22 protein-coding genes are annotated in these 21676 nt (G+C 72.6%); 9 read left to right on the top strand and 13 right to left on the bottom strand.

What is annotated here, in order from left to right; genetic code table 11:
- Positions 1–8: 8 nt before the first annotated feature.
- Positions 9–1652 carry a cation acetate symporter gene (locus QFZ75_RS29970; RefSeq protein WP_307541854.1) on the bottom strand — a complete coding sequence of 548 codons (1644 nt, stop codon included), beginning with the start codon at positions 1650–1652 and terminating at the stop codon, positions 9–11.
- Complete coding sequence (locus QFZ75_RS29965) at positions 1649–2005, bottom strand: DUF485 domain-containing protein (RefSeq protein ID WP_307541852.1); 357 nt, start codon at positions 2003–2005, stop codon at positions 1649–1651. Before QFZ75_RS29965 ends, QFZ75_RS29970 begins: the two co-directional genes overlap by 4 nt.
- 443 nt (positions 2006–2448) lie before the next feature.
- On the opposite strand from QFZ75_RS29965, the gene QFZ75_RS29960 reads away from it, so the two are divergent.
- The 3 genes from QFZ75_RS29960 (at position 2449) to QFZ75_RS29950 (ending at position 6885) form a co-directional block, all read left to right on the top strand.
- On the top strand, positions 2449–3972 hold the full coding sequence (locus QFZ75_RS29960) for a S8 family serine peptidase (RefSeq protein ID WP_307541850.1): 1524 nt from the start codon (positions 2449–2451) through the stop codon (positions 3970–3972).
- A gap of 128 nt (positions 3973–4100) precedes the next feature.
- Positions 4101–5642 carry a S8 family serine peptidase gene (locus QFZ75_RS29955; protein ID WP_307541848.1) on the top strand — a complete coding sequence of 514 codons (1542 nt, stop codon included), beginning with the start codon at positions 4101–4103 and terminating at the stop codon, positions 5640–5642.
- 208 nt (positions 5643–5850) lie between these two features.
- Positions 5851–6885 (top strand): CopD family protein, encoded by a 1035-nt coding sequence (locus QFZ75_RS29950; protein WP_373465965.1) that lies wholly within the window; start codon positions 5851–5853, stop codon positions 6883–6885.
- A gap of 117 nt (positions 6886–7002) precedes the next feature.
- On the opposite strand, the gene QFZ75_RS29945 is transcribed toward QFZ75_RS29950, so the two are convergent.
- From QFZ75_RS29945 to QFZ75_RS29925, 5 genes are all read right to left on the bottom strand, one after another.
- The gene (locus tag QFZ75_RS29945; RefSeq protein WP_307541846.1) at positions 7003–7905 is read right to left on the bottom strand and encodes a sterol desaturase family protein; all 903 of its coding nucleotides are present in this window, start codon (positions 7903–7905) and stop codon (positions 7003–7005) included.
- Between the two features lie 155 nt (positions 7906–8060).
- A complete protein-coding gene (locus QFZ75_RS29940) occupies positions 8061–9299 on the bottom strand; it encodes an amidohydrolase family protein (RefSeq protein WP_307541844.1) in 1239 nt (412 codons plus the stop codon).
- The gene (locus QFZ75_RS29935; protein WP_307541843.1) at positions 9296–10582 is read right to left on the bottom strand and encodes an amidohydrolase family protein; all 1287 of its coding nucleotides are present in this window, start codon (positions 10580–10582) and stop codon (positions 9296–9298) included. Before QFZ75_RS29935 ends, QFZ75_RS29940 begins: the two co-directional genes overlap by 4 nt.
- A gap of 45 nt (positions 10583–10627) precedes the next feature.
- Positions 10628–11512, bottom strand: a complete 885-nt coding sequence (locus tag QFZ75_RS29930) for an SDR family NAD(P)-dependent oxidoreductase (protein WP_307541842.1) — start codon at positions 11510–11512, stop codon at positions 10628–10630.
- Entirely contained in the window at positions 11512–12309 is a 798-nt protein-coding gene (locus QFZ75_RS29925) for an acetoacetate decarboxylase family protein (RefSeq protein ID WP_307541841.1), read from the bottom strand. The genes QFZ75_RS29930 and QFZ75_RS29925 overlap by 1 nt, the downstream gene beginning before the upstream one ends.
- A gap of 206 nt (positions 12310–12515) precedes the next feature.
- Here QFZ75_RS29925 and QFZ75_RS29920 point away from each other — a divergent pair, with 206 nt between their 5' ends.
- The 5 genes from QFZ75_RS29920 to QFZ75_RS29900 all read left to right on the top strand — a co-directional run bounded on the left by QFZ75_RS29920 (position 12516) and on the right by QFZ75_RS29900 (position 17366).
- Positions 12516–13538 (top strand): DEDDh family exonuclease, encoded by a 1023-nt coding sequence (locus tag QFZ75_RS29920; protein WP_307541839.1) that lies wholly within the window; start codon positions 12516–12518, stop codon positions 13536–13538.
- 79 nt (positions 13539–13617) lie between these two features.
- A complete protein-coding gene (locus tag QFZ75_RS29915; protein WP_149512948.1) occupies positions 13618–13851 on the top strand; it encodes a hypothetical protein in 234 nt (77 codons plus the stop codon).
- A 50-nt stretch (positions 13852–13901) separates the two neighbouring features.
- Entirely contained in the window at positions 13902–14693 is a 792-nt protein-coding gene (locus QFZ75_RS29910) for an SURF1 family protein (RefSeq protein WP_307541837.1), read from the top strand.
- A gap of 67 nt (positions 14694–14760) precedes the next feature.
- Complete coding sequence (locus QFZ75_RS29905; RefSeq protein WP_307541835.1) at positions 14761–16605, top strand: glycoside hydrolase family 15 protein; 1845 nt, start codon at positions 14761–14763, stop codon at positions 16603–16605.
- 5 nt (positions 16606–16610) lie between these two features.
- Entirely contained in the window at positions 16611–17366 is a 756-nt protein-coding gene (locus tag QFZ75_RS29900) for an SDR family oxidoreductase (RefSeq protein WP_307541833.1), read from the top strand.
- Between the two features lie 186 nt (positions 17367–17552).
- Here QFZ75_RS29900 and amaP read toward each other — a convergent pair whose 3' ends face one another.
- From amaP to QFZ75_RS29875, 5 genes are all read right to left on the bottom strand, one after another.
- Entirely contained in the window at positions 17553–18131 is a 579-nt protein-coding gene (gene amaP / locus QFZ75_RS29895) for an alkaline shock response membrane anchor protein AmaP (RefSeq protein ID WP_307541831.1), read from the bottom strand.
- Positions 18132–18135: 4 nt separating this feature from the next.
- Positions 18136–18771 (bottom strand): DUF6286 domain-containing protein, encoded by a 636-nt coding sequence (locus QFZ75_RS29890; protein WP_307541830.1) that lies wholly within the window; start codon positions 18769–18771, stop codon positions 18136–18138.
- The gene (locus QFZ75_RS29885; RefSeq protein WP_373465964.1) at positions 18768–19157 is read right to left on the bottom strand and encodes a hypothetical protein; all 390 of its coding nucleotides are present in this window, start codon (positions 19155–19157) and stop codon (positions 18768–18770) included. Before QFZ75_RS29885 ends, QFZ75_RS29890 begins: the two co-directional genes overlap by 4 nt.
- Positions 19154–19348, bottom strand: a complete 195-nt coding sequence (locus QFZ75_RS29880) for a hypothetical protein (RefSeq protein WP_307541826.1) — start codon at positions 19346–19348, stop codon at positions 19154–19156. Before QFZ75_RS29880 ends, QFZ75_RS29885 begins: the two co-directional genes overlap by 4 nt.
- 102 nt (positions 19349–19450) lie before the next feature.
- Positions 19451–19942, bottom strand: coding sequence for an Asp23/Gls24 family envelope stress response protein (locus QFZ75_RS29875; protein ID WP_307541823.1), 492 nt, complete (start codon positions 19940–19942; stop codon positions 19451–19453).
- An 87-nt stretch (positions 19943–20029) separates the two neighbouring features.
- Here QFZ75_RS29875 and QFZ75_RS29870 point away from each other — a divergent pair, with 87 nt between their 5' ends.
- The gene (locus QFZ75_RS29870; RefSeq protein ID WP_307541821.1) at positions 20030–20764 is read left to right on the top strand and encodes a nucleopolyhedrovirus P10 family protein; all 735 of its coding nucleotides are present in this window, start codon (positions 20030–20032) and stop codon (positions 20762–20764) included.
- 118 nt (positions 20765–20882) lie between these two features.
- On the opposite strand, the gene QFZ75_RS29865 is transcribed toward QFZ75_RS29870, so the two are convergent.
- Positions 20883–21674 (bottom strand): enoyl-CoA hydratase/isomerase family protein, encoded by a 792-nt coding sequence (locus QFZ75_RS29865; protein ID WP_307541819.1) that lies wholly within the window; start codon positions 21672–21674, stop codon positions 20883–20885.
- Positions 21675–21676 lie beyond the last annotated feature (2 nt).

Below are 21676 nucleotides of genomic sequence, written 5' to 3'. Positions count from 1 at the left end.
CGGTGTGCTCAGTGCGCCCCGGTTCCGGTGAGGGAACGGACCTCCAGCTCGGCGTACTTGTCGGCGTCCGCCTTCTCCTTGGACAGGAGGGTGCCGAGGAAGCCCAGCAGGAAGCCGACGGGGATCGAGATGATGCCCGGGTTCTCCAGCGGGAACCAGTGGAAGTCGACGTCGGGGAACATCGAGGTGGCCTTGCCGGAGACGACCGGTGAGAAGAGCACCAGGCCGACCGCCGTGGCGAGGCCGCCGTAGATCGACCACAGCGCGCCCTGGGTGGTGAACCGCTTCCAGAAGAGGCTGTAGAGGATCGTCGGCAGGTTGGCGGAGGCGGCGACCGCGAAGGCGAGGGCGACCAGCCCCGCGACGTTGAGGTCACGGGCGAGGGCGCCGAGGCCGATGGAGACGACACCGATGCCGATGGTGGCGTAGCGGGCGGCGTTCAGCTCCTCCTTCTCGGTGGCCTTGCCCTTGCGGATGACGTTCGCGTAGATGTCGTGGGCGAACGACGAGGACGACGCCAGGGTCAGGCCGGCGACCACGGCGAGGATCGTGGCGAAGGCCACCGCGGAGATCGTGGCGAGCAGGATCGCGCCCCAGGCCGAGTCGACGCCCCCGAGGTGCAGGGCGAGCAGGGGTGCCGCCGTGTTGCCCGCGGGGTTCGACTCGACGATCTCCTTCTTCGAGATGAGGGCCGCCGCGCCGAAGCCGAGCGCGATGGTCATCAGGTAGAAGCCGCCGATGATGCCGATCGCCCAGTTCACGGACTTACGCGCGGCCTTGGCGTTGGGCACCGTGTAGAAGCGGATCAGGATGTGCGGCAGACCCGCGGTGCCCAGCACCAGGGCGATGCCCAGCGAGATGAAGTCGATGCTGGAGGTGGTGGTGAGCCCGTACTTGAGGCCGGGCTCCAGGAAGGCCGCGCCCCCGCCGCTGTTCTTGGCCGCGGACCCGAGCAGGTCGGAGACGTTGAAGTCGAACTTGAGCAGCACCAGGAAGGTGATGAGCAGGGTGCCGCTGATGAGCAGCACGGCCTTGACCATCTGGACCCAGGTGGTGCCCTTCATGCCGCCGATGGTGACGTACACGATCATCAGGACGCCGACCAGGGCGACGATGCCGACCTTCCCGGCGTCGCTGGTGATGCCGAGCAGCAGCGAGACCAGGACGCCCGCGCCCGCCATCTGCGCCAGCAGGTAGAAGATCGACACGACGATGGTGGAGGTGCCGGCCGCCGTACGGACCGGGCGCTGGCGCATGCGGTAGGCGAGGACGTCGCCCATCGTGTACCGGCCGGAGTTGCGCAGCGGCTCGGCGACCAGGAGCAGCGCCACCAGCCAGGCGACCAGGAAGCCGATGGAGTACAGGAAGCCGTCGTAGCCGAACAGGGCGATGGCGCCCGCGATGCCGAGGAACGAGGCGGCGGACATGTAGTCGCCGGAGACGGCGAGCCCGTTCTGGAAGGCGCTGAACGAGCGGCCGCCGGCGTAGAAGTCGGCGGCGTCCTTGGTCTGCCGGCCCGCCCAGACGGTGATGACGAGGGTGGCGAGGACGAAGACCGCGAACAGGGAGATGATCAGCGGGCGGTGCTCGCTGGCCTCTCCCGCCGCGAACTGCGTCTGCGCGAGGTGGACCTGGGTGATCGCGGGGCTCATGCGCCGCCCTCCATCCGGGACTTGATCGCCTCGGCCTTGGGGTCGAGCTTGGTCGAGGAGTGACGCTCGTACCACCAGGCGATGAGGAACGTGGTGAGGAACTGGGCGAGGCCCAGGACGAAGGCGACGTTGAAGTTGCCGAACAGCTTGGTGCCCATGAAGTCGTCCGCGTAGATCGACAGCAGGACGTACAGCAGGTACCAGCTGATGAAGCCGATGGTCACCGGGAAGGCGAAGGAGCGGTGGGCGCGGCGCAGTTCACCGAACTCGGCGCTCTCCTGCACCTCCACGAACTCCCGTGTGGACGGGAGATGAGGTTCGGCTTTCGAGGGGGGTGGTGCATCGGTGGCCACGGAGTCTCCTCGCGTTGCGGGTGCGGGTGCGGGTGCGGGTGCGGGTGCGGGTGCAGCATCGGGTGGGGGCGTGTCAGGAGAGGGATCGGGGTCGGGAGAGGAACTGGCTGTGGACATGGCTGATTTCTGACCTCACGGTGACGTGGATCACGTGGACCGGGTGGTGACGGCAGGTGCCCCGGGCGTGATCCGGCAGGGGGCCCGACGGTGCTCGTGCTCCCTGCTCAACGTCACGGCGCCGCACGGGGAGCGGTTCAACTCCACCCACTTCTTTCGGAACCCGGCCCGTGCGTTCCACCGGACGTCCCCGTAAGTCGTCCCCGTAAGTCATTGCTGGCCAGGGACGGCGGGAGATAGTTTCGGCCCAGCACCACCCGTCATGTACCTGCCCGAGCACCACCCGTGTTCGGGCCGGTTCCTTTTCCGGATGATGTGGAGACCCCATGGCTCATCTGCGTTCCAGACGCCGTCTCGCCCTCGCCGTGCCCGTCGCGCTGTCCCTCACCGCCGCGCTCGGCTTCGTCCCGGGTGTCGCGTCGGCCGCCCCGCAGTCCGCACCCGCCGTCACCGCGGCCGACGGCCCGAACCTCGCATACGTGGTCAACACGGAGACCGACCGCCGCACGATGGGCAGGGTCGGGAAGGCGATAACCGAGGCCGGGGGCACCGTCGTCGTCACGTACGACAGGATCGGCGTCATCGTGGCGCACTCGGCCGACCCCGGGTTCGGTGCGCGGATCCGGGCCGTGCGCGGCGTCCAGTCCGCCGGTGCCACGCGTACGACCCCGCTGACCGCGGCCGGTACGACGGACGAGGGAGCCGTCGACTACCTGTCGGCCGCCGAGGCCGCCAAGGTGAAGGCCGCGGCCGCCCCCGCGAGCGAGCCCCTCGAGGCCGACCAGTGGGACCTGCGCGCGATAGGCGCCGACAAGGCCGCGAAGATCAACCCGGGCAGCAGCAAGGTCACGGTCGCCGTGATCGACACGGGTGTCGACGACACGCACCCGGACCTGGCCCCCAACTTCTCCGCCGCGCAGTCCGCCAACTGCGTGGGCGGCGTGGCCGACACGAGTGAGGGCGCCTGGCGTCCGTACACCTCGGCCGACTACCACGGCACGCATGTCGCCGGTGAGATCGCCGCCGCCCGCAACGGCATCGGCGTCGCCGGTGTCGCGCCCGGCGTGAAGGTCTCCGGCATCAAGGTCAGCGACCCGGACAACGGCCTTTTCTACCCGGAGAGCGTCGTCTGCGCCTTCGTGTTCGCCGCCGACCACGGCGTGGAGATCACGAACAACAGCTACTACGTGGACCCGTGGCTCTACAACTGCATGGACGACCCCGACCAGCGGGCGATCGTGGACGCGGTGAACCGGGCCCAGCGGTACGCCACGAAGAAGGGCACCCTGCACCTCGCGTCGGCCGGCAACTCCAACCACGACCTGGACTCGGACGCCATCGTCGACGAGTCGAGCCCCGACGACTCGACGCCGGTCACCCGCACGATCGACCCGCACGAGTGCTACGACGTGCCGACCCAGCTGCCGGGCGTCGTCACGGTCAGCGCGACCGGCGTGCAGAACCTCAAGTCGTACTACTCGTCGTACGGCAAGGGTGTCATCGACATCGCGGCCCCCGGTGGTGACCGGCTCTACCAGATCCCGGACACCCCGTCGAAGAACGGCCGCATCCTCTCCACCCTGCCGGACGACCAGTACGGCTTCCTGCAGGGCACGTCGATGGCGTCGCCGCACGCCGCGGGTGTCGCCGCGCTGCTCAAGTCCGAGCACCCGTGGGCGACTCCGGCCCAGCTGCAGGCGCTGCTGAAGGCCCAGGCCGACAACCCGGGCTGCCCGGACTCCTACGACCAGGACGGCAACGGCACGCAGGACGCCACCTGTGAGGGCGGCGAGCGCGTGAACGGCTTCTACGGCTTCGGCGTCGTCGACGCACTGAAGGCCGTCAAGTAGCCCGCGTTCCGCGCGACGCCCCGCACGGTGCGCCCGCGACCCGCACGCCCCGAACGACCCGCACATCCCGTACGACCCGCACATCCCGCACGACCCGCTCGCACTCGCGAAAACGAACTGGAGACAGCATGACCGCGTCCACCACGCGCTCGCGCCGCGTCATAGCCATCCCGCTGGGGATGGCCCTGGCCACGGCTCTCGCCTTCCTGCCGAACGTCAGCGCGTCCGCGGCTCCGGCCGACGCCGCCGACACGGCCGACGCCGCCGCGAAGATCTCGGCGGAGGCCACCCCGCTGAGCTACGTCGTCAACGTCCGCTCCGGACACGGGGTCTCCGCCCAGGTGAAGAAGGCCATCGCCGAGGCCGGCGGCACGATCGTGACGTCGTACGACCGGATCGGCGTGATCGTCGTCCACTCGTCGAACGCCGACTTCGCCAAGACCGTTCGCAAGGTGCGCGGCGTGGAGTCGGCGGGCTCGACGCGTACGGCGCCGCTGCCCGCGCAGTCCACGACCGACGTCGGCACGCCGAAGGCACTCACCGCCGAGGACATCGCGGACGTCGACGCCGCGGCCGGACAGGACCCGCTGGAACCCCTGCAGTGGGACCTGCCCGCCATCAAGGCGGACAAGGCGCACGAGAAGACGCTCGGCAGCAAGAAGGTCACCGTCGCGGTGATCGACACCGGCGTCGACGACACGCACCCCGACATCGCGCCGAACTTCGACCGCAAGGCGTCGGTCAACTGCGTGACGGGCAAGCCGGACACGACCGACGGGGCCTGGCGGCCGAGCGCCGAGGAGAGCCCGCACGGCACGCACGTGGCGGGCGAGATCGCCGCCGCGAAGAACGGCATCGGCGTCACGGGCGTCGCGCCCGGCGTGAAGGTGTCCGGCATCAAGGTCTCCACGACGGCCGGCTTCTTCTACACGGAGGCCGTCGTCTGCGGCTTCATGTGGGCGGCCGAGCACGGCGTGGACGTCACGAACAACAGCTACTACACCGACCCGTGGTACTTCAACTGCAAGAACGACCCGGACCAGAAGGCGCTCGTCGAGGCCCTCACCCGGGCCACGCGGTACGCGGAGAAGAAGGGCACGGTCAACGTCGCGGCGGCGGGCAACGAGAGCTACGACCTCGCCGCGGACGAGATCACCGACCCGACCTCGCCCAACGACACGACTCCCGCGGAGCGCGTCATCGACCCGTCCGAGTGCCTCGACATCCCGACCCAGCTGCCGGGTGTCGTCACGGTCGCGTCGACCGGCGCGAAGGGCATCAAGTCGTCCTTCTCCAACTACGGCCTCGGCGTCATCGACATCGCGGCCCCCGGCGGCGACTCGACGCGCTTCCAGACCCCGGCCCCGCCCGCCACCAGCGGCCTGATCCTGGGCCCGCTGCCGGGCGGCTCGTGGGGCTACATGGCCGGTACGTCGATGGCGTCGCCGCACGTCGCGGGGGTCGCCGCGCTCATCAAGTCGACGCACCCGCACGCCTCGGCGGCCCTGGTGAAGGCGCTGCTGTACGCGGAGGCCGACGCCACGCCGTGCACGGACCCGTACGACATCGACAGCGACGGCAAGGTCGACGCGGTCTGCGAGGGTTCGAAGAACCGCAACGGCTTCTACGGCTGGGGCACCGCGGACGCGCTGGACGCCGTGACGAAGTAGGCGTCACCGCGGGCATCATGTGAGGGGCCGGGCGGCCGTGTGCCGCCCGGCCCCTTCGTCGTGTGCCCGGTTCGTCGCGGTGGCCTTGAGCAGGGGAGCGGTCCCGGGCGTATGCAGGGGTGGATCGTCCGGGGGCGGGCGGAATGCGGCTGCGTCAGCCGTTCTCCAGGACTTGCCCCGGTCCGGAGCCACTGGTGAAGATCTTGAGGTGAGTGCGATCAGACCGACTGCCGACGCCGGTGGTGACACGGGGGGCGGGACGTGCCCGCCCCGGCCGGGCGCCGCCTCCGTGCGGCGTTCCGCCGCCGTCCTCGCCCTGGTGGCACTGGCCGCCCTGGTCCCGCTGCTCGGGCCGCCCGTCGTGCTGCGCGGCACGGGGGAGGCCGCCGCGCCCGGGGTGGGCGGGATCGCGCTGCTGCGGGCGGTCCTGTTCGCGGCGGTGAGCGTGTCGGCGGGCGAGGTCTTCGTCGCCCGGCTGGTCCGCCGGGTGCCCGGCGCCCCGCACGGGGACGTGCCGCGCGGCTGGGCCCCGGCGGCGGCCGCCGCCGGTTTCGCGGCCGCGCTCGGCCTCGCCTCGGTGGTGGCCACCGGGAACCTGGTACCGCGCAGCCTCTCCGACATGGACATCGGCGGGCTCTACCAGTCCAGGGACGGCGCGCTCGCGCTCCTGGAGGTCAACGCGTTCGTCGTCCTGGGCCTGTGCGCGCTCTCCCGCCGCCCGGCCGCCCAGGTGTGGCCGCTGGCCGCGATCGTCGCCGCGGAGGCGCTGCGCGCCCATCCGGTGACCGAGCCGAGTCCGCTGGCCGGTTCGGGCCTGACGCTCGTCCATGTGACGTGCGCGGCCCTGTGGACGGGCGGGCTGCTGTACGTACTGCGCACGCTGCTGCGGTGGCGGCACACCGCTCCTGGGGAGGGCGCCGCGCTGCTCGGCCTCTACGCGCGCGTGGCGGCCGTTCTGCTCGCCGTGATCACCGCGACGGGGGTGTGCAGCACGCTGCGCAGGATGCCGCCCGGCACGGTCCTGGACCAGCTGACGACGACCGCGTACGGGCGCACGCTGCTCGCGAAGGTGCTCCTCGTGGTCGCCGTCGCCCTTCTCGCGCTGTGGGCCCGCCGGCGGCTGCACCGGGCGGCCGAACCGCTCACCGCCTACTCCCCCGCCCGCGCCGAGGTCGTGGTGCTGGGCCTGGTGATCGCGGTCTCGGCCGTGCTCACGGCGGTGCCGGTGCCGATCCGCTGGTGACCGTCCGGCCCGCCGGGGCCGGTCTGTCGGCGACACCGGTCGCAACGAGGGTGTCCGACAGCATGAACAGGACGCCTCCCACCGCCGCGGCGTGCCACACGCGCGCGTGGCACGGATTCACGCGGCGGGTTCCGTGACGGGCGCCTCCGGCGGGGCGGCGGGAACCGGTGCTCGCCCGGGAGCGGCCGCCGTCGCCGGCTGCCAGCCCGGTCCCCCGAGGACCCGCCCGGCCCGCTCGCGCCAGCTCCCCGCCACGCGCAGGTCCCTGGCGATGGCGGCGTACTCGTGCGTGGCGACCCGGATCGGGTTGTACGTGTCGATGTTCTTGGTCAGCCCGTACACCGGCCGGTCCGTCTCCGGGACGAACGAGCCGAAGAGGCGGTCCCAGACGATCAGGATCCCGCCGAAGTTCCGGTCCAGGTAGCCGCCCTGGGAGGCGTGGTGGACCCGGTGGTGCGAGGGCGTGTTGAGGACGAGCTCGAAGGGCCGGGGCAGCCTGCCGATGCGCTCGGTGTGGATCCAGAACTGGTACACGAGGCTCGCCGACGAGCAGAACGCGAGCGCCGCCGGATGCACGCCGAGGGCGACGAGGGGAACGTAGAACGGCCAGACGGTCCAGGTCGTCCAGGGCTGGCGCAGCGCGGTGGTCAGGTTGAACTTCTCGCTGGAGTGGTGCACGACGTGACAGGCCCACAGGATGCGGATCACATGGTGCCCGCGGTGGGACCAGTAGTAGAAGAAGTCCTGCGCCAGCAGCATCAGCGGCACGGTCCACCACAGGACGGGCACGCGCAGGGGCGTCAGCTCGTACACGGCCGTGTGGACGGCGAGGATCGGGATCTTCCACAGGAAGTCGAAGGCGAGGCTGCCCAGGCCCATGCCGAGACTCGTGGCGGCGTCCTTCGTCCCGTACCCGGCGGCGTCCTCGTCCGGGTGGATCCGGACGCTCACCATCTCCACCACGGTGAGCAGCACGAAGGCGGGTATCGACCACAGCACGACATCGGGCAGGTTCGGCATGTGTGCACCGTAGGACCGGCCGGCGGGTCACCGCCAGACGTTGTTACCCACAAGTATTACCGGCGGTACGCGCTTGCTTCTGGTGATACCCGCCAAGGAGCCCGGCGGGTCCGGCCAGTCCGGCGGGTCCGGCCGTGAGCGGCGTGCGGCGGCCGTCACCAGACCCGTACCGACCCTCCCCGGGCGAACACCGGACTCGTCGCGTCCGCCGGAGGCTCCCCCAGGGGTTCGGCGATCTCCCGCGCCGTCGGGCCGACCTCGGCGGCGACGGTGTCCAGGAGGTCCAGGTCGAAGCCGTAGACGCGGGCCGCGTTGCCGCCGGTCATCGCCGCGACCTCCTCGCGCGGCAGTCCGGCGTACGCGATCCGCAGGCCCTCCCGGCTGTACGGGTACGTGCCCTCGTCGTGCGGGTAGTCGCTGCCCCACATGATCTTGTCGAGGCCGATGCGGTCGCGCAGCGGCACCTCGTGCGGGCGCATGAAGCTGGCCCCCACGAAGCAGTTGTCCCGCCACACCTGCGAGGGCCCCTTGCCCATCGAGGCGGCCAGCCCGGCGCCGAACCTGGACTCCGCGGTGGCCGCCTTCGAGGCCCCCGCCACCAGGCGGCCGTGGTAGTAGTCCAGCATGTCGAGCACCCCGGGGATCCAGCCCGAGCCCTGCTCGGTGAGCACCAGTCTCAGGCCGGGGTGACGGCGGAAGGCGCCGCCGAAGATCAGGTGCCAGAGCGCGCGGTGCGAGAACCAGGTCGTCTCCACCATGAAGACCGCCCGGGCCGCAGGCTCCTCGCCGAGCGGCGGCGAGGCCGAGCCGGCGTGGTGGTTCACGGGGACGCCCAGCTCCTCGCACACCGCCCAGATGGGGTCGTACACCGGCGAATACAGCTCGGGCAGTCCCGAGCCCGGCGGGGTGCCGGGCAGCAGCAGCCCTCCCTTCAGGCCCGCTCCGACGGCCCAGCGGATCTCCCGCACCGCCTCCCCGACGTCGTTCAGGAGGATCTGGAAGACGCCCGCCCGGCGGCCGGGCGCGGCCGCGCAGAAGTCCGCCAGCCAGCGGTTGTGGGCGCGCAGGCCGGCCCAGCGGCGCCCGAACTCCGCGGCCGTCGGCGCCGGCGCCATCAGGGAGCCGGAGGGGAAGAACGGCGGGACGGTGTTCGGGAAGACCACCTCGGCGACGATCCCGTCCCGCTCCAGTTCGGCGAGGCGCCGCTGCGAGTTCCAGTTCCGGTCGGCCGTGTCGGCCGCCAGGTCCTCGTACGGATTGACGTACGCGGCCGCCCAGGCGTCGAACGCGTCGTGGAACTCCTTCGCCAGGTACGGCCGGTAGTCCAGCAGGTCGGCGCCCGCGTGGCAGTCGGCCGAGACGACGGTGTAGCGGTCCTCGGCGGCGGGGTTCACGGGGCCACCCCCAGGACCGGGAAGTCGTGGTCCGTCAGCCAGTGCCGGCCCACCTCGCGCGAGCGCGCCCAGGACGCCTCGACGGCCGGCTGGTCCTCGCACTGGCCGAGGTCGGCCGGGGTGGGGCCGATGCGCCGGGCGAGCGGGGCCAGTTCCTGCGTGTCGAAGCCGAAGACCTCCGCGGCGGCGAGGCCCAGCATCCGGCGGGTCTCCGCCACCGGGATGTCGTGGAAGGTCCGTGACAGCCACGCGCGCGTGTCGGGCCAGGTGCCCTCGGGGTGCGGGAAGTCGCTGCCCCACAGGATGTTGTCGACGCCGATCTCGTACCGCTGGGCCAGCTCGCGCCGTTTGGTGTTGGTCGCGCAGACGAAGACCTGGCGGTCGAGGTACTCGTGCGGCGGGCGCCGCAGTTCCGCGAAGGGCGACAACTTCTTGCCGCCGTGCGCGCCGAGGTAGAGCCGGTCCATGAACCACAGCAGGTTGGGCAGCCACCAGCACCCGGACTCCGCGACCCCGAACCTGAGCCCGGGGTGCCGCTCGAAGACGCCCGACCAGAGCAGGAACCACAGGGGCCGGGCCGGCCACCAGGTCACCTCGCTCACGTAGATGCCGAGGTGGTCGCCGTACTCGTGGCGCGGCGCGGCCCCGGAGTGCGTCAGCACCGGCATGCCGCACTCGGCCGCCGCGGCCCACACGGGGTCGTAGCGGCGGTCGTGGTAGGGCTCCTTGTCGACCCACATGGAGGGGATCATCAGGGCGCCGAGCCCCGAGTCCCTCGCACGGTGCACCTCGGCGACGACCCGGTCGGTGGGGGCCGTGACGGGCAGCAGGGCGACACCGCAGTGGCGTCCGGGGTGCGCGCCGACGAACTCGGCGAGCCACCTGTTGTGGGCCTGCGCGCCGGCCATGCCCAGGTCGGGGTCGTGGTCGCCGGAGAGGCCGAGACCGACTCCGAAGGGCGCGGCCGTGCGGCTGTCCACCGCGTCGGCGTCCGGGAAGACCACCTCGGCCGCCACGCCGTCGCCGTCCAGCTCCTTGAGGCGCTGCGCGGGGTCCCAGCCGCCGCGCAGGCCCTCCTCGTTGTCGTGGAACCACCGGTCGGCGAAGGCCTCGTTGCGGATGCCGAGGCGGGTCATCTCCGCGCGGCGGCGGTCCTGCCCGGCGAGGAACTCGTCGAAGTCCCGGTGGAACCGGGTCTCCAGATAGGGCCGGTACTCCTCGGTGGGCAGTCCGGCATGGCAGTCGGAGGAGATGATCAGGTAGGGCTCCGTCGCAGCGGCCACAGCGACTCCTCGGTCCAGTAGGGGCGGTCGGTCCGGTGGGTGCGGTCAGTCCAGGATGAAGTTCTCCAGGTACGCCGGATCGGCGCGGTCGAGCATCGACCGCGCCCGCGCGCGGATCTGCGCGTCGCTGTGCTCGCTCTCGGGCAGCAGCCAGAAGCGGCCGGCCCGGATGCCGTCCACGACGAGGCCGGCGACCTCCTCGACGGGCGTGAAGCGCACCTCGCGTCCCGCCTCCCGCATCGCGGCCTCCCACTGGCCGAGGCTGCGGTACGGCGTCCTGCGGGGCCGCTGCTTGGCGTACCGGGCGGGCCTGTTGCGGTGCGACTCCCACAGGCCCGTACGGAGCAGGTGCGGCCCGGGGAAGAGCACGGAGGCCCCCACGCGCGCGTGCTCCGCCCTCAGGTGCGCGTACAGGGACTCGGTCATCGTCACGACGGCCGCCTTGGTGACGGCGTACACGGACGCGGTGGGCAGGGGCGCGATGCCGCCGTCGCCGGACGAGGTGTTGACGACGTGGCCGGCCTCGCCGCCCGCCAGCATCCGCGGCACGAAGGCCTGGACGCCGTGGAAGACGCCCCACACGTTGACCGCGAACGCCCACTTCCAGTCGTTCGGGTCGTGCTCCCACATCCGGCCCTCGGCACCCGAACCGACCCCCGCGTTGTTGCACAGGACGTGCACGGCGCCGAACCTCGCGTACGTCTCCTCGGCGAGCGCGACGACCTCCTCGCGCTCCCCGACGTCCACCACGCGCGCGTGCACCACGGCGCCGTCCTCGCGCAGTCCGGTGGCGGCCTTCTCCAGGGCGCCCTCCTCGACGTCCGCAAGGACGACCTTCAGGCCCTCGGCCGCGAACCGCCGCGCCATGGCGAGCCCGACGCCGCTCGCCGCGCCGGTGACGACGGCGACCTGTCCCTCCCGCAGCTCCATCAGATGCTCCCTTCGGGGGGCCCGTCGAGGATCTGCCGCGGGTCGTCGTAGCGCTGGTGGACGTACGGCAGCAGCGCCCGCGCGTCGACGCGTCCGACGACGGTGCCCTTCTGGTCCGTCGTCTTCTCCCCGACGGTGATCCCGACGAGCTCACGGACCGGGAGGTCGGCGACGGGGTCGTACACCGACTCGCGCAGGACGACGTCACCGGTGATCCGCTCCAGTTTCCGCACCTTTTCGTCGCGTACGCAGTGCACGAGGACGGGGCCGGCGTCGAAGCCCGGGCCGTCCACCGCGGGCAGGAACTTGAAGTAGAAGTCGGTCTTCCGCGCCGGCGCCGGCAGCGGCAGCGGCCCGCTCACGGTGCCCCGCACCTCCACGAACGTGATGCCGTGCCGGGCGAGCGCGGCGCGTACGACGAGGCCCTCGCGCTCGACCGTCACCTCGCCCAGTTTCTTGGGCTCGCCGAAGACCTCGCGGCCGCCGATCAGGGCCCGCTCGTGGGTCATCGGCATGACGAGCGGGTACCAGCCCTCGACCCCCTCGTGCGCGGCGGCGACCGCGAACGAACCGGCGCCCAGGGGGTATCCGGGCAGGTCGACCATGCTGACGTTCACTCGGACGAGAGGGCGTGCGGTGGGTTCGAGCGGGGGCGGCAGGACCGCCGCGACCGCCTCCGGGTCGCTCTCCCAGACGGCCGCCACACCGGTGGACCAGACGGCGGGGAGCCGGGAGTTCGCGGCGCGCGCGGCGGCGGCCTCCGCCCCGGTCCGCGCCCCGTACCGTACGCGTGCCATGTCGTACCACCCTTCGCGTCGCCGTCCTTCGGGCGGCCGTGCTGCTCGCCGCCGCGCTGCGCGTCCTCGCACGCTTCAGGCGCGCAGCACGGTCGCACCGGGCGCGACAATGGTCCATAGCCGTGCAGGCACGAACGTCCGGATCGGCCCCGGGCCCGGGCTCCCGGGGGCAGGACTGTCAGTCGCGCCCCTTATCCTCAGTGACCATGCTCGAAGACCGTCAGACCGCACCGTCCGCCGTCCCGTGGCCGGCCGCGTATCCACCGGGGTACGCGGTCGTCGACGTGGAGACCACCGGACTGGCCCGCGACGACCGCATAGTGTCGGCCGCGGTCTACCGGCTGGACGCGCGCGGCGAGGTCGAGGACCACTGGTACACGCTGGTCAACCCGGAGCGGGACCCGGGTCCGGTGTGGATCCACGGCCTGACGAGCGACGTGCTCGAAGGGGCGCCCCTGTTTCCGGAGATCGCCGAGGAGTTCGCGGCCCGGCTGGAGGGCCGGGTGCTCGTCGCGCACAACGCGGTCTTCGACTGGTCGATGATCGCCCGGGAGTACGCGCGCGCCGAGCGCGAGGCGCCGGTCCGGCAGCGGCTTTGCACCATCGCGCTGTCGAAGGAACTGCGCCTGCCGCTGGCCAACCACAAGCTGGAGTCGCTGGCGGCGCACTTCGGGGTCGTGCAGCGGCGCGCGCACCATGCGCTGGACGACGCGCGCGTGCTCGCCGAGGCGTTCCGGCCGAGCCTGCTGGCCGCCGCGCGCGACGGCGTACGGCTGCCGCTGCTGGAGTGCCGGCCCCTGACGGAGTGGACGGACCGGGCGGCGTCCGGCGCCGGACGGCAGACCGGCGGCCCCCCGTCCGCTGGCCGCGCTTCCGGCGGCTATCCCTCCGGCAGCTGGCGCCCCTCGCGCAAGCGGCCCGCCTGCCCGTACCCGAATCCGGGGCGGTACGAACCGGGCAAGCAGCTCAGGCAGGGCATGCGCATCGCGTTCTCCGGGGACACCTCGGTCGAGCGCGACCTCCTGGAGGACCGTGCCGTCGAGGCCGGACTGCACGTCGCCACGAGTCTGTCCCGGCTGACCAGCCTGCTCGTCACGAACGACCCGGACTCCGGTACGTCCAAGGTGGTCAAGGCGCGCCAGTTCGGCACCCCGGTCGTCGACGAGGCGGCGTTCGGCCAGCTCCTCGGGAACGTGGAGCCCGCGGCGCAGCCGGCTTCGGGGAAGTGACCGTACGGACGGGTGATTGCCGCGCGACTCGCCCGCGGCCCGCTCGCCCGGACCGCGACGACGGCCCACTCTGTGGCGCATGGCGACATGTGAGGTATGCGGCAACAGTTACGGAATGACCTTCGAGGTGCACGCGCAGGGCGCGGTGCACGTCTTCGACTGCTTCTCCTGCGCGATCCACCGGATGGCACCCGTGTGCGAGCACTGCCGCGTCCAGATCATCGGGCAGGGCGTCGAGGTCGAGGGGCACTGGTACTGCGGCGCCCACTGCGCCCGCGCGGAGGGCAAGGTGGGGATCGTCGACAGGGTGTGACCCGGTACCCGACCGAACGCGCCCCACGGCCCGGGTTGTACCGTCGTGGGGTGTACCGCTTCCTGTTGTCCCGGCAGTGGGTGATCCTCACCCTCATCATGCTCGCGCTCATCCCGACGATGATCGAGCTGGGCTTCTGGCAGCTGCACCGGCACGAGCACAAGGTCGCGCTGAACCAGGTGATCGCCGACTCGCTGGCCGCGGAGCCGGTCCCCGCCGAGTCGCTCACCTCGCCGGGCCGGACCGTCCCGCACGACGACCTGTACCGCCGGGTGACCGCGAAGGGCGTCTTCGACACCGCCGACGAGGTCGTGGTGCGCCGCCGCACCAACTCCGACGAGGCGATCGGCTTCCACGTACTGACCCCGTTCGTCCTGGAGGACGGCCGGGTCCTGCTGGTGAACCGCGGCTGGATCCCCGCGGACGGCGCGCAGAGCGAGTTCCCGAAGATCCCCGCGCCCCCGAAGGGCGAGACCACCGTCACCGGCCGGCTGATGGCGGACGAGACGACCGCCGACAGCGGCATCAAGGACGTCCGCGGCCTCCCCGACCGCATGGTCATGCTGATCAACAGCGAGCAGCGGGCGAAGGCCCTCGGCAAGGAGGTCCTGGGCGGCTACATCGCGCTGACCGCGCCGGACCCCGAGGGCGGCAGCCCCGAACAGATCGCCGAGCCCGACCACGACGACATCGGCCCGCACATGGCGTACGCGGTCCAGTGGTGGCTGTTCGCCGCGGGCGTCCCCGTGGGCTTCGTGGTCCTGGTGCGCCGCGAGCGCCGCGACCGCCAGGAGGCGGCCGGGACCGAGGCCGGGGCCGAGGCGGAGCCGGCCGCGGTCTGAGCATCGCGGGAGGTGGCGGGGGGCTCCGCCGGGATTGATCGCCGGATGCCCCGGGAAGGCGGCACACGTGCACCCTTCCATCGAGGACTACGCGCTCATCGGCGATCACCAGACCGCCGCCCTGGTCGGGCGGGACGGTTCGATCGACTGGCTCTGCCTGCCCCGGTTCGACTCGGCGGCCTGTTTCGCGAAGCTGCTGGGGGACGAGGACAACGGGCACTGGCGGATGGCGCCGGCGGGGGCGGGCACCTGCACGCGCCGGGCGTACCGGCCCGACACGCTCGTGCTCGACACCGAGTGGGACACCGAGGACGGCTCGGTGCGCGTCACCGACCTGATGCCGCAGCGCGACCGCGCACCCGACGTCGTCCGCATCGTCGAGGGCCTCAAGGGCCGGGTGACCGTGCGCAGCACCCTGCGGCTGCGCTTCGACTACGGCTCGGTCGTGCCGTGGGTCCGCAGGTCGGACGGCCACCGGGTGGCCGTGGCCGGCCCGGACTCGGTGTGGCTGCGCAGCGAGCCGGAGGTGCGCACGTGGGGCGAGGACTTCGGTACGCATTCGGAGTTCACCGTCGCCGAGGGCGAGAAGGTCGCCTTCGTCCTGACCTGGCACCCCTCGCACGAGCCGCGCCCCGACCTCGTCGACCCGCACGAGGCGCTGGCGCACAGCGTCTGCGACTGGCAGGCCTGGGCGGCCCGCTGCCGCTACGACGGACCGCACCGCGAGGCGGTCGTCCGTTCCCTGATCACCCTCAAGGCCCTCACGTACGCGCCGAGCGGCGGCATCGTCGCCGCCCCCACGACCTCGCTGCCCGAGGAGATCGGTGGCGTCCGCAACTGGGACTACCGCTACTGCTGGCTGCGTGACTCCACCCTCGCCCTGGGCGCGCTGCTCGCGTGCGGCTACCAGGAGGAGGCGGAGGCCTGGCGCGACTGGCTGCTGCGCGCGGTCGCGGGCGATCCGGCGGACCTGCAGATCATGTACGGGCTGGCGGGCGAGCGGCGGATTCCCGAGTACGAACTGGCGTGGCTGCCCGGCTTCCGCGGTTCGGCACCGGTGCGGATAGGTAACGACGCCGTACGGCAGCTGCAGCTCGACGTGTACGGCGAGGTGATCGACTCGCTCACACTGGCGCAGCACGCGGGGCTGCCGGCCGAACCGGACATGTGGCGGCTGCACCAGGCCATGATGGACTTCCTGTACTCGGCGTGGCGCAAGCCGGACGAGGGGCTGTGGGAGGTGCGCGGGCCGCGCCGGCACTTCGTGCACTCGAAGGTGATGGCGTGGGTGGCGGCCGACCGCACCGTGCGCACCCTGGAGGAGAACCCCGAGCTGGACGGCGACGTCGACAAGTGGCGTGCGATGCGCGACGAGGTGCACCGCGAGGTGTGCGAGCGCGGCTTCGATTCCGGGCGGAACACGTTCACGCAGTCCTACGGCTCCCGCGAACTGGACGCCGCGCTGCTGCTCATCCCCCGGATCGGCTTCCTGCCGCCGGACGACCCCCGGGTGGTCGGCACGGTCGACGCGGTGCGGGCGGAACTCGTACGCGACGGGTTCGTGCACCGGTACACCGCGGGGCCGCACGGGGATCCGGATCAGCGCGGCTCGGACCTGAAGGACGTCGACGGGCTGCCGGGGGGTGAGGGCACGTTCCTCGTGTGCTCGTTCTGGCTCGCGGACGCGCTGCACCTGACGGGCCGTACGGCGGAGGCCCTCGACCTGTTCGAGCGGCTCGTCGCGCTGCGCAACGACGTGGGGCTGCTGGCGGAGGAGTACGACCCGGTGGCCGGGCACCAGCTCGGCAACTTCCCGCAGGCGTTCAGCCACATCGGTCTGGTCGGCACCGCGCTCGCCCTGTTCGACGGCGAAGGGAAGACTGGAGTGCCCGATGCGGACGAGGCAGGATAAGGGCCATGGATCTTGGACTGAAGGACCGCGTCTACGTCGTCACCGGAGCAACGCGCGGCCTGGGGCACGCCTCGGCGCGTGAGCTCGTCGGCGACGGCGCGAAGGTCGTCGTCACCGGGCGCGACGAGAAGACGGTGGGCGAGGCCGCGGCGGCGCTCGGCCCCGGCGCGCACGGAGTGGCCGTGGACAACGCGGACGCGGCGGCGCCGCAGCGGCTGATCGCGGCGGCGCGGGAACGTTTCGGCCGTTTCGACGGCATCCTGATCAGCGTCGGGGGGCCGCCGCCCGGGTCCGCCGCCGACAGCACGGACGAGCAGTGGCAGGCCGCCTTCGACTCCGTCTTCCTCGGCGCGGTCCGGCTGGCCCGTGCGGCCGCCGCCGAGCTGGGCGAGGGCGGGGTGATCGGTTTCGTGCTCTCCGGGTCCGTGTACGAGCCTATCGGCGGGCTGACCATCTCCAACGGTCTGCGTCCCGGACTGGCCGGGTTCGCCAAGTCCCTCTCCGACGAGCTGGGGCCGCGGGGCATCCGGGTGGTGGGGGTGCTTCCGGCGCGGATCGACACGGATCGCGTGCGCGAGCTGGACGGATACGCGGCCGATCCGGCCGCCGCGCGGGCGGCCAACGAGGCACGGATCCCGTTGCGGCGGTACGGGACGCCGGAGGAGTTCGGGCGGACGGCCGCGTTCCTGTTGTCGCCCGCGGCGTCGTACCTGACGGGGATCATGGTGCCGGTGGACGGCGGGGCGCGGAGCGGGTTCTGATCCCGGAGGATCCGGTCGACCCGGTCCCGGCCCCGGCTGACCTGGCGCGGCTGTGGGTCGTCGTGTGGCTGCGGGCCGGTGGGGGCTTGTCGCGCAGTTCCCCGCGCCCCTCGAAAGCGGGGCTGCGCCCCGGCTTTCGCCCCTTCAGCGGCGCGGGGAACTGCGCGGACCGTCCCCCACGCGCCCTCAGTTGACCCTTTCCGGGCCGTGTCTGGCTGCGCGCAGGCGGACTTCCGCCGGGAGGGAGGTGAGGCCGGCCGAATCCCTGGCGTGGGCGAGTGACTCCGTCGTCAGCCGGGACAGGGTTTCGCCGGGGTCGGCGTGCGGTTCCAGCTGGAGGCGCACGCGGGCCTCGGGGGCGCTGCGCCGGCCCACGAGCGCCGCCCGCGCACCCCGCACCCCCCGCAACGCGCCCGCTTCGGCGGTCAGTGCGTCCTCCAGGGCCCGCCCCCGCAGCAGCGCGCCCTCGCCGTCGCCGGTGTCGACGAGCACCTCGGCCAGCCGGGGCCGGCGCAGCACCGCCGCCAGCCACCACAGGGCGAACAGCACGGCCACGGCGAGCACGGCGACGACGGCCGGCCACCACCAGCCCTCGTCCCGCCACCGCGTCCGGTCGCCGTCGGCCAGCAGCACGTCGTGCCGCCCGTCGTGGATCCACCAGGTGGGCGGGCGCACCCCCAGGCCGACGGCGAGCACGGATCCGCCGAGCACGACCAGGACCAGACCGGCGAGGCCCGGCAGAACCCGGTTCACGGTCCTCAGCATCCGTTCATCCCTTCCTGCCGGGCCGGGCGACGCGCACCGACAGCGCGGGGCGCCGGACGAGACCGAGCCCCTTGACGCCGTCGGCGAGCGTGGCGTCCAGATCGGCGCGTACGTCGTCGAGTTCGCGGAAGTGCGAGACCGCGCGGACGTCGGCCTTGCGGCGCCGCACACGGACCCGGACCGACTGCACGCCGGACACCTCCATGGCCCGGTCGCGCAGCACCATGACAGCCGCGTCCCGCTGCAGTCCGGCCCGTACGTCGGGGTGGGGGCGCCGCATCGGCAGGACGCCGCGCAGTCCCGGGGTCGCGGCGAGGACGAGCAGCCACAGGCCGAGCAGCGTCGCGACGCCCGCGCCCACGAGCACCCAGGTGTCGTCGAGGGGCCGCTCGGCGAGTTCGCGGGCCAGCGATCTGCGCCAGTGCATCGCGGGCCGGTCGGCGCGGACGGCGACCACGTCGTACAGCAGAAGGCCCGCGACGGCCAGGACCAGTACCGCGAGGATCGCGGCGGGGATCCGGCGGGCCGACCAGAACCGGTCGCTGCCGCTCCCCGCGTCGTCGAAGGTCGGCGGAGGGGCCGGCTGCGCCGCGCCGACGGGCAGCTGCCGGGTGCTCCCCGACCCCTGGGACCGGCTCATCGCGTCCTCCCCCGTCCCGCGCCGGGCGTCTGTGCGGAATGCAGCCGCTCCACCTGGACGGCGACCTCGGGCACGCTCATTCCCGCCAGCTCCTCCACCCGCCGGGCGACCTGCCGGCGTACGGCACCGCAGCCGGCGCCGATGTCGCAGGGGTAGCCGAGTTCGAGGCCGACCCGGACGTGGGCGAGGTCGTGGTGGACGACGACCGTGGCGTGCGGGGGCACCGCGTCGGGAGGCAGTGCGCCGATCGCCTCGCGTGCCGCCTGTGCGGCGATCTTCGCGACGACCCGGTCGGCGATCCTGGTGGCACCGCGCTCACCGGGCGCGACGGTGCGACCGGAACGGGCCTCGGCGGCCGTGGTGGGTTCACCGGACACGCGCGTCACCGCCGGCGGTCGTCACGGGCGCCGCGGGAACGGAAGAAGTCACCGGGATCCAGGTCGCCCTCCAGGAAGCGGCCTCCTACGAAGCCGATGGCGCCCAGCGCCGCCACCAGCAGGAACGCGCCGAACCCGCCGAAGTATCCGGCGAATCCCAACGCCATTCCGGCGATCATGCCGATCACGGCCATGCTCATGGTGCGCTCCTCAACAGGTCACCGAGCACGCCGCTCGGCACATCGGTCAGCACGTCGGCCGGCACATCGGGCAACGGGCACGGACGGGTCACCGGTACGACGTCACTGGAGGCGGCTCTCCGGTTCGTCGTCCTCCTCCTCGGGCAGTTTGACATCGCTGACCGCGATGTTGACCTCGACGACCTCGAGGCCCGTCATGCGCTCGACGGCCGCGATGACGTTCTCCCGTACGTCGCGGGCGACGTCGGCGATGGACACGCCGTAGTCGACGACGATCTCCAGGTCCAGCGCGGTCTGCACCTCGCCGACCTCGGCCTTGACGCCGCGGGTGACGGACTTCGAGCCGCCGCCCGGCACCCGGTCGCGCACCGCGCCGAAGGTCCGCGAGATCCCGCTGCCCATGGCGTGCACGCCGAGGACGTCGCGGGCGGCGAGCCCGGCGATCTTCTCGACGACCCCGTCGGCGATGGTGGTACGCCCCCGGGTCGACGGGTCGCCACCGCCGCGCCTGGTCACGCCGGACTTCTTCAGCTCCTGCTGATGCGGCTGCTCGGTCCCGGGGCTCTCCGGCTTCTGCTGAGTCATGTCGCTCATCGCCATGCATCCCTTTCGGTAGGCCTCTTCGCCCACATTAAGTGCGGTTGCCGGGTTGCGCGCCGGGGATGCGGCAGGGTGGGGACCATGACGGTGGACCGATGGACGCAGGTGGTACGGCAGCAGCTCGGTCTCGGCAGGCTGCTGCCGTTGGGCGGCCCGGGTGACGGCGCGTGGATCACGGAGGCGGCGGCCGCCTCCGTACTGCGTCACGGGGTACGCCGGGTGCCGTACGTGCGCCTCGGCTCGGTACGCCTGGGGCTGGTCGACCCGGACGGCGCGGCCGAGCCGGCCGTGCCCGCGCCGCCGAGCGCGCTGCCGCCCGGCCCGCTGCGCATCACCGCGCAGTTCGCGGCCTCGCCGACGGAGCCGCTGCCCGCGACGGCGTTCCGGCTGCGGGCGGCCCTCGCCGAGACGGCGACGCGGACGCTGGGCCTGCGGGTCACGGAGGTGGACCTCCGGGTGACGGGCCTGCTGGAGGAGGACACACACGCGGCTGACGAGGACGAGGACGGAGGCGAGCACGACGGGCGCCCGCGCGAACCGGAGCTCCGGCTGGACGACGAGGAGTCCCGGGTGGCCGCCGCCGTACGCTCCGTCCCCGGTGTCACCCGGCTGGGCGCGGTCCACATCACGCACCCCACCGACTCCACCGGCGCCCCGGCCCTCCCCCGCCGCCACGTCCGTGTGGAGATCGAGGCGACGACGACCGGCCCCGTACCGGACGTGACGAGAGCCGTCCGGCGGAACATCACGGCAGCGCTCCCCGACCACCCGTCGGCAGCGGTCCTGGTAACAGCACTGACCCCGACATCCCTCTAGGGGTGCGGGGAACGGCGCAGTCCCTCAGGGGCGCGGGAACGGCGCGGCAAGCCACGACGCACCCGCACGGACACCGCAGACCGCAAGATCCCTCGGTCGGCCCGCGAGACCCCTCGGTTCAGTCGGAGAGCCCCGCCAGGTCCCGCAGGCGCCGCCCCTGAGCCGCCCGCTCGGCAACCCGCTGCTCCTCGTACGTACGCCCCACCGCACCCTGCAACAGAGCCTTCGTCTCGACGAGAGCGTCCCGCGGCGCGGCCACCAGCGCGGCCACCAGCTCCCCCACCGAGTCGTCGAGCCGCCCGGCGGGCACGGCGAGGTTGGCGAGCCCGGTCCGCTGGGCCTCCTCCGCCCCCACGAACCGCCCCGTCGCGCAGATCTCCAGCGCCCGGGCGTATCCGACGAGCCCCACCAGCGGATGCGTGCCCGTGAGGTCGGGCACGAGGCCGAGGCCGGTCTCGCGCATGGCGAACTGCACGTCGTCGGCGACGACGCGCAGGTCACAGGCGAGGGCGAGCTGGAAGCCGGCTCCGATGGCATGCCCCTGCACCGCGGCGACGGACACGATGTCGCTGCGCCGCCACCAGGTGAACCCGTCCTGGTACCCGGCGATGGCCGCGTCGAGTTCGGCGTCGGAACCGCGCGCGAGGTCGATGAACGACGGCTCGCCGTCGAACCCCTCGGGCGTGAACGCCTGCCGGTCGAGCCCCGCGGAGAAGGACTTGCCTTCGGCGCGCAGCACGACGACCCGGACGGTGCCCGGCAGCAGCCGCCCCGCCTCGGCCAGCGCCCGCCACAGAGCGGGGCTCTGCGCGTTGCGCTTGGCCGGATTGGTGAGCGTCACCGTGGCGATCGCGTCGTCCACGGTGAGCCGTACGCCGTCCTTGTCGAGCAGCGGGTCGAACGAAGCCATGC

Origin of the sequence: Streptomyces sp. V3I8 (assembly GCF_030817535.1) — a bacterium.
Classification (GTDB): domain Bacteria; phylum Actinomycetota; class Actinomycetes; order Streptomycetales; family Streptomycetaceae; genus Streptomyces.
This window is presented reverse-complemented; position numbering and strand designations above follow the sequence as displayed.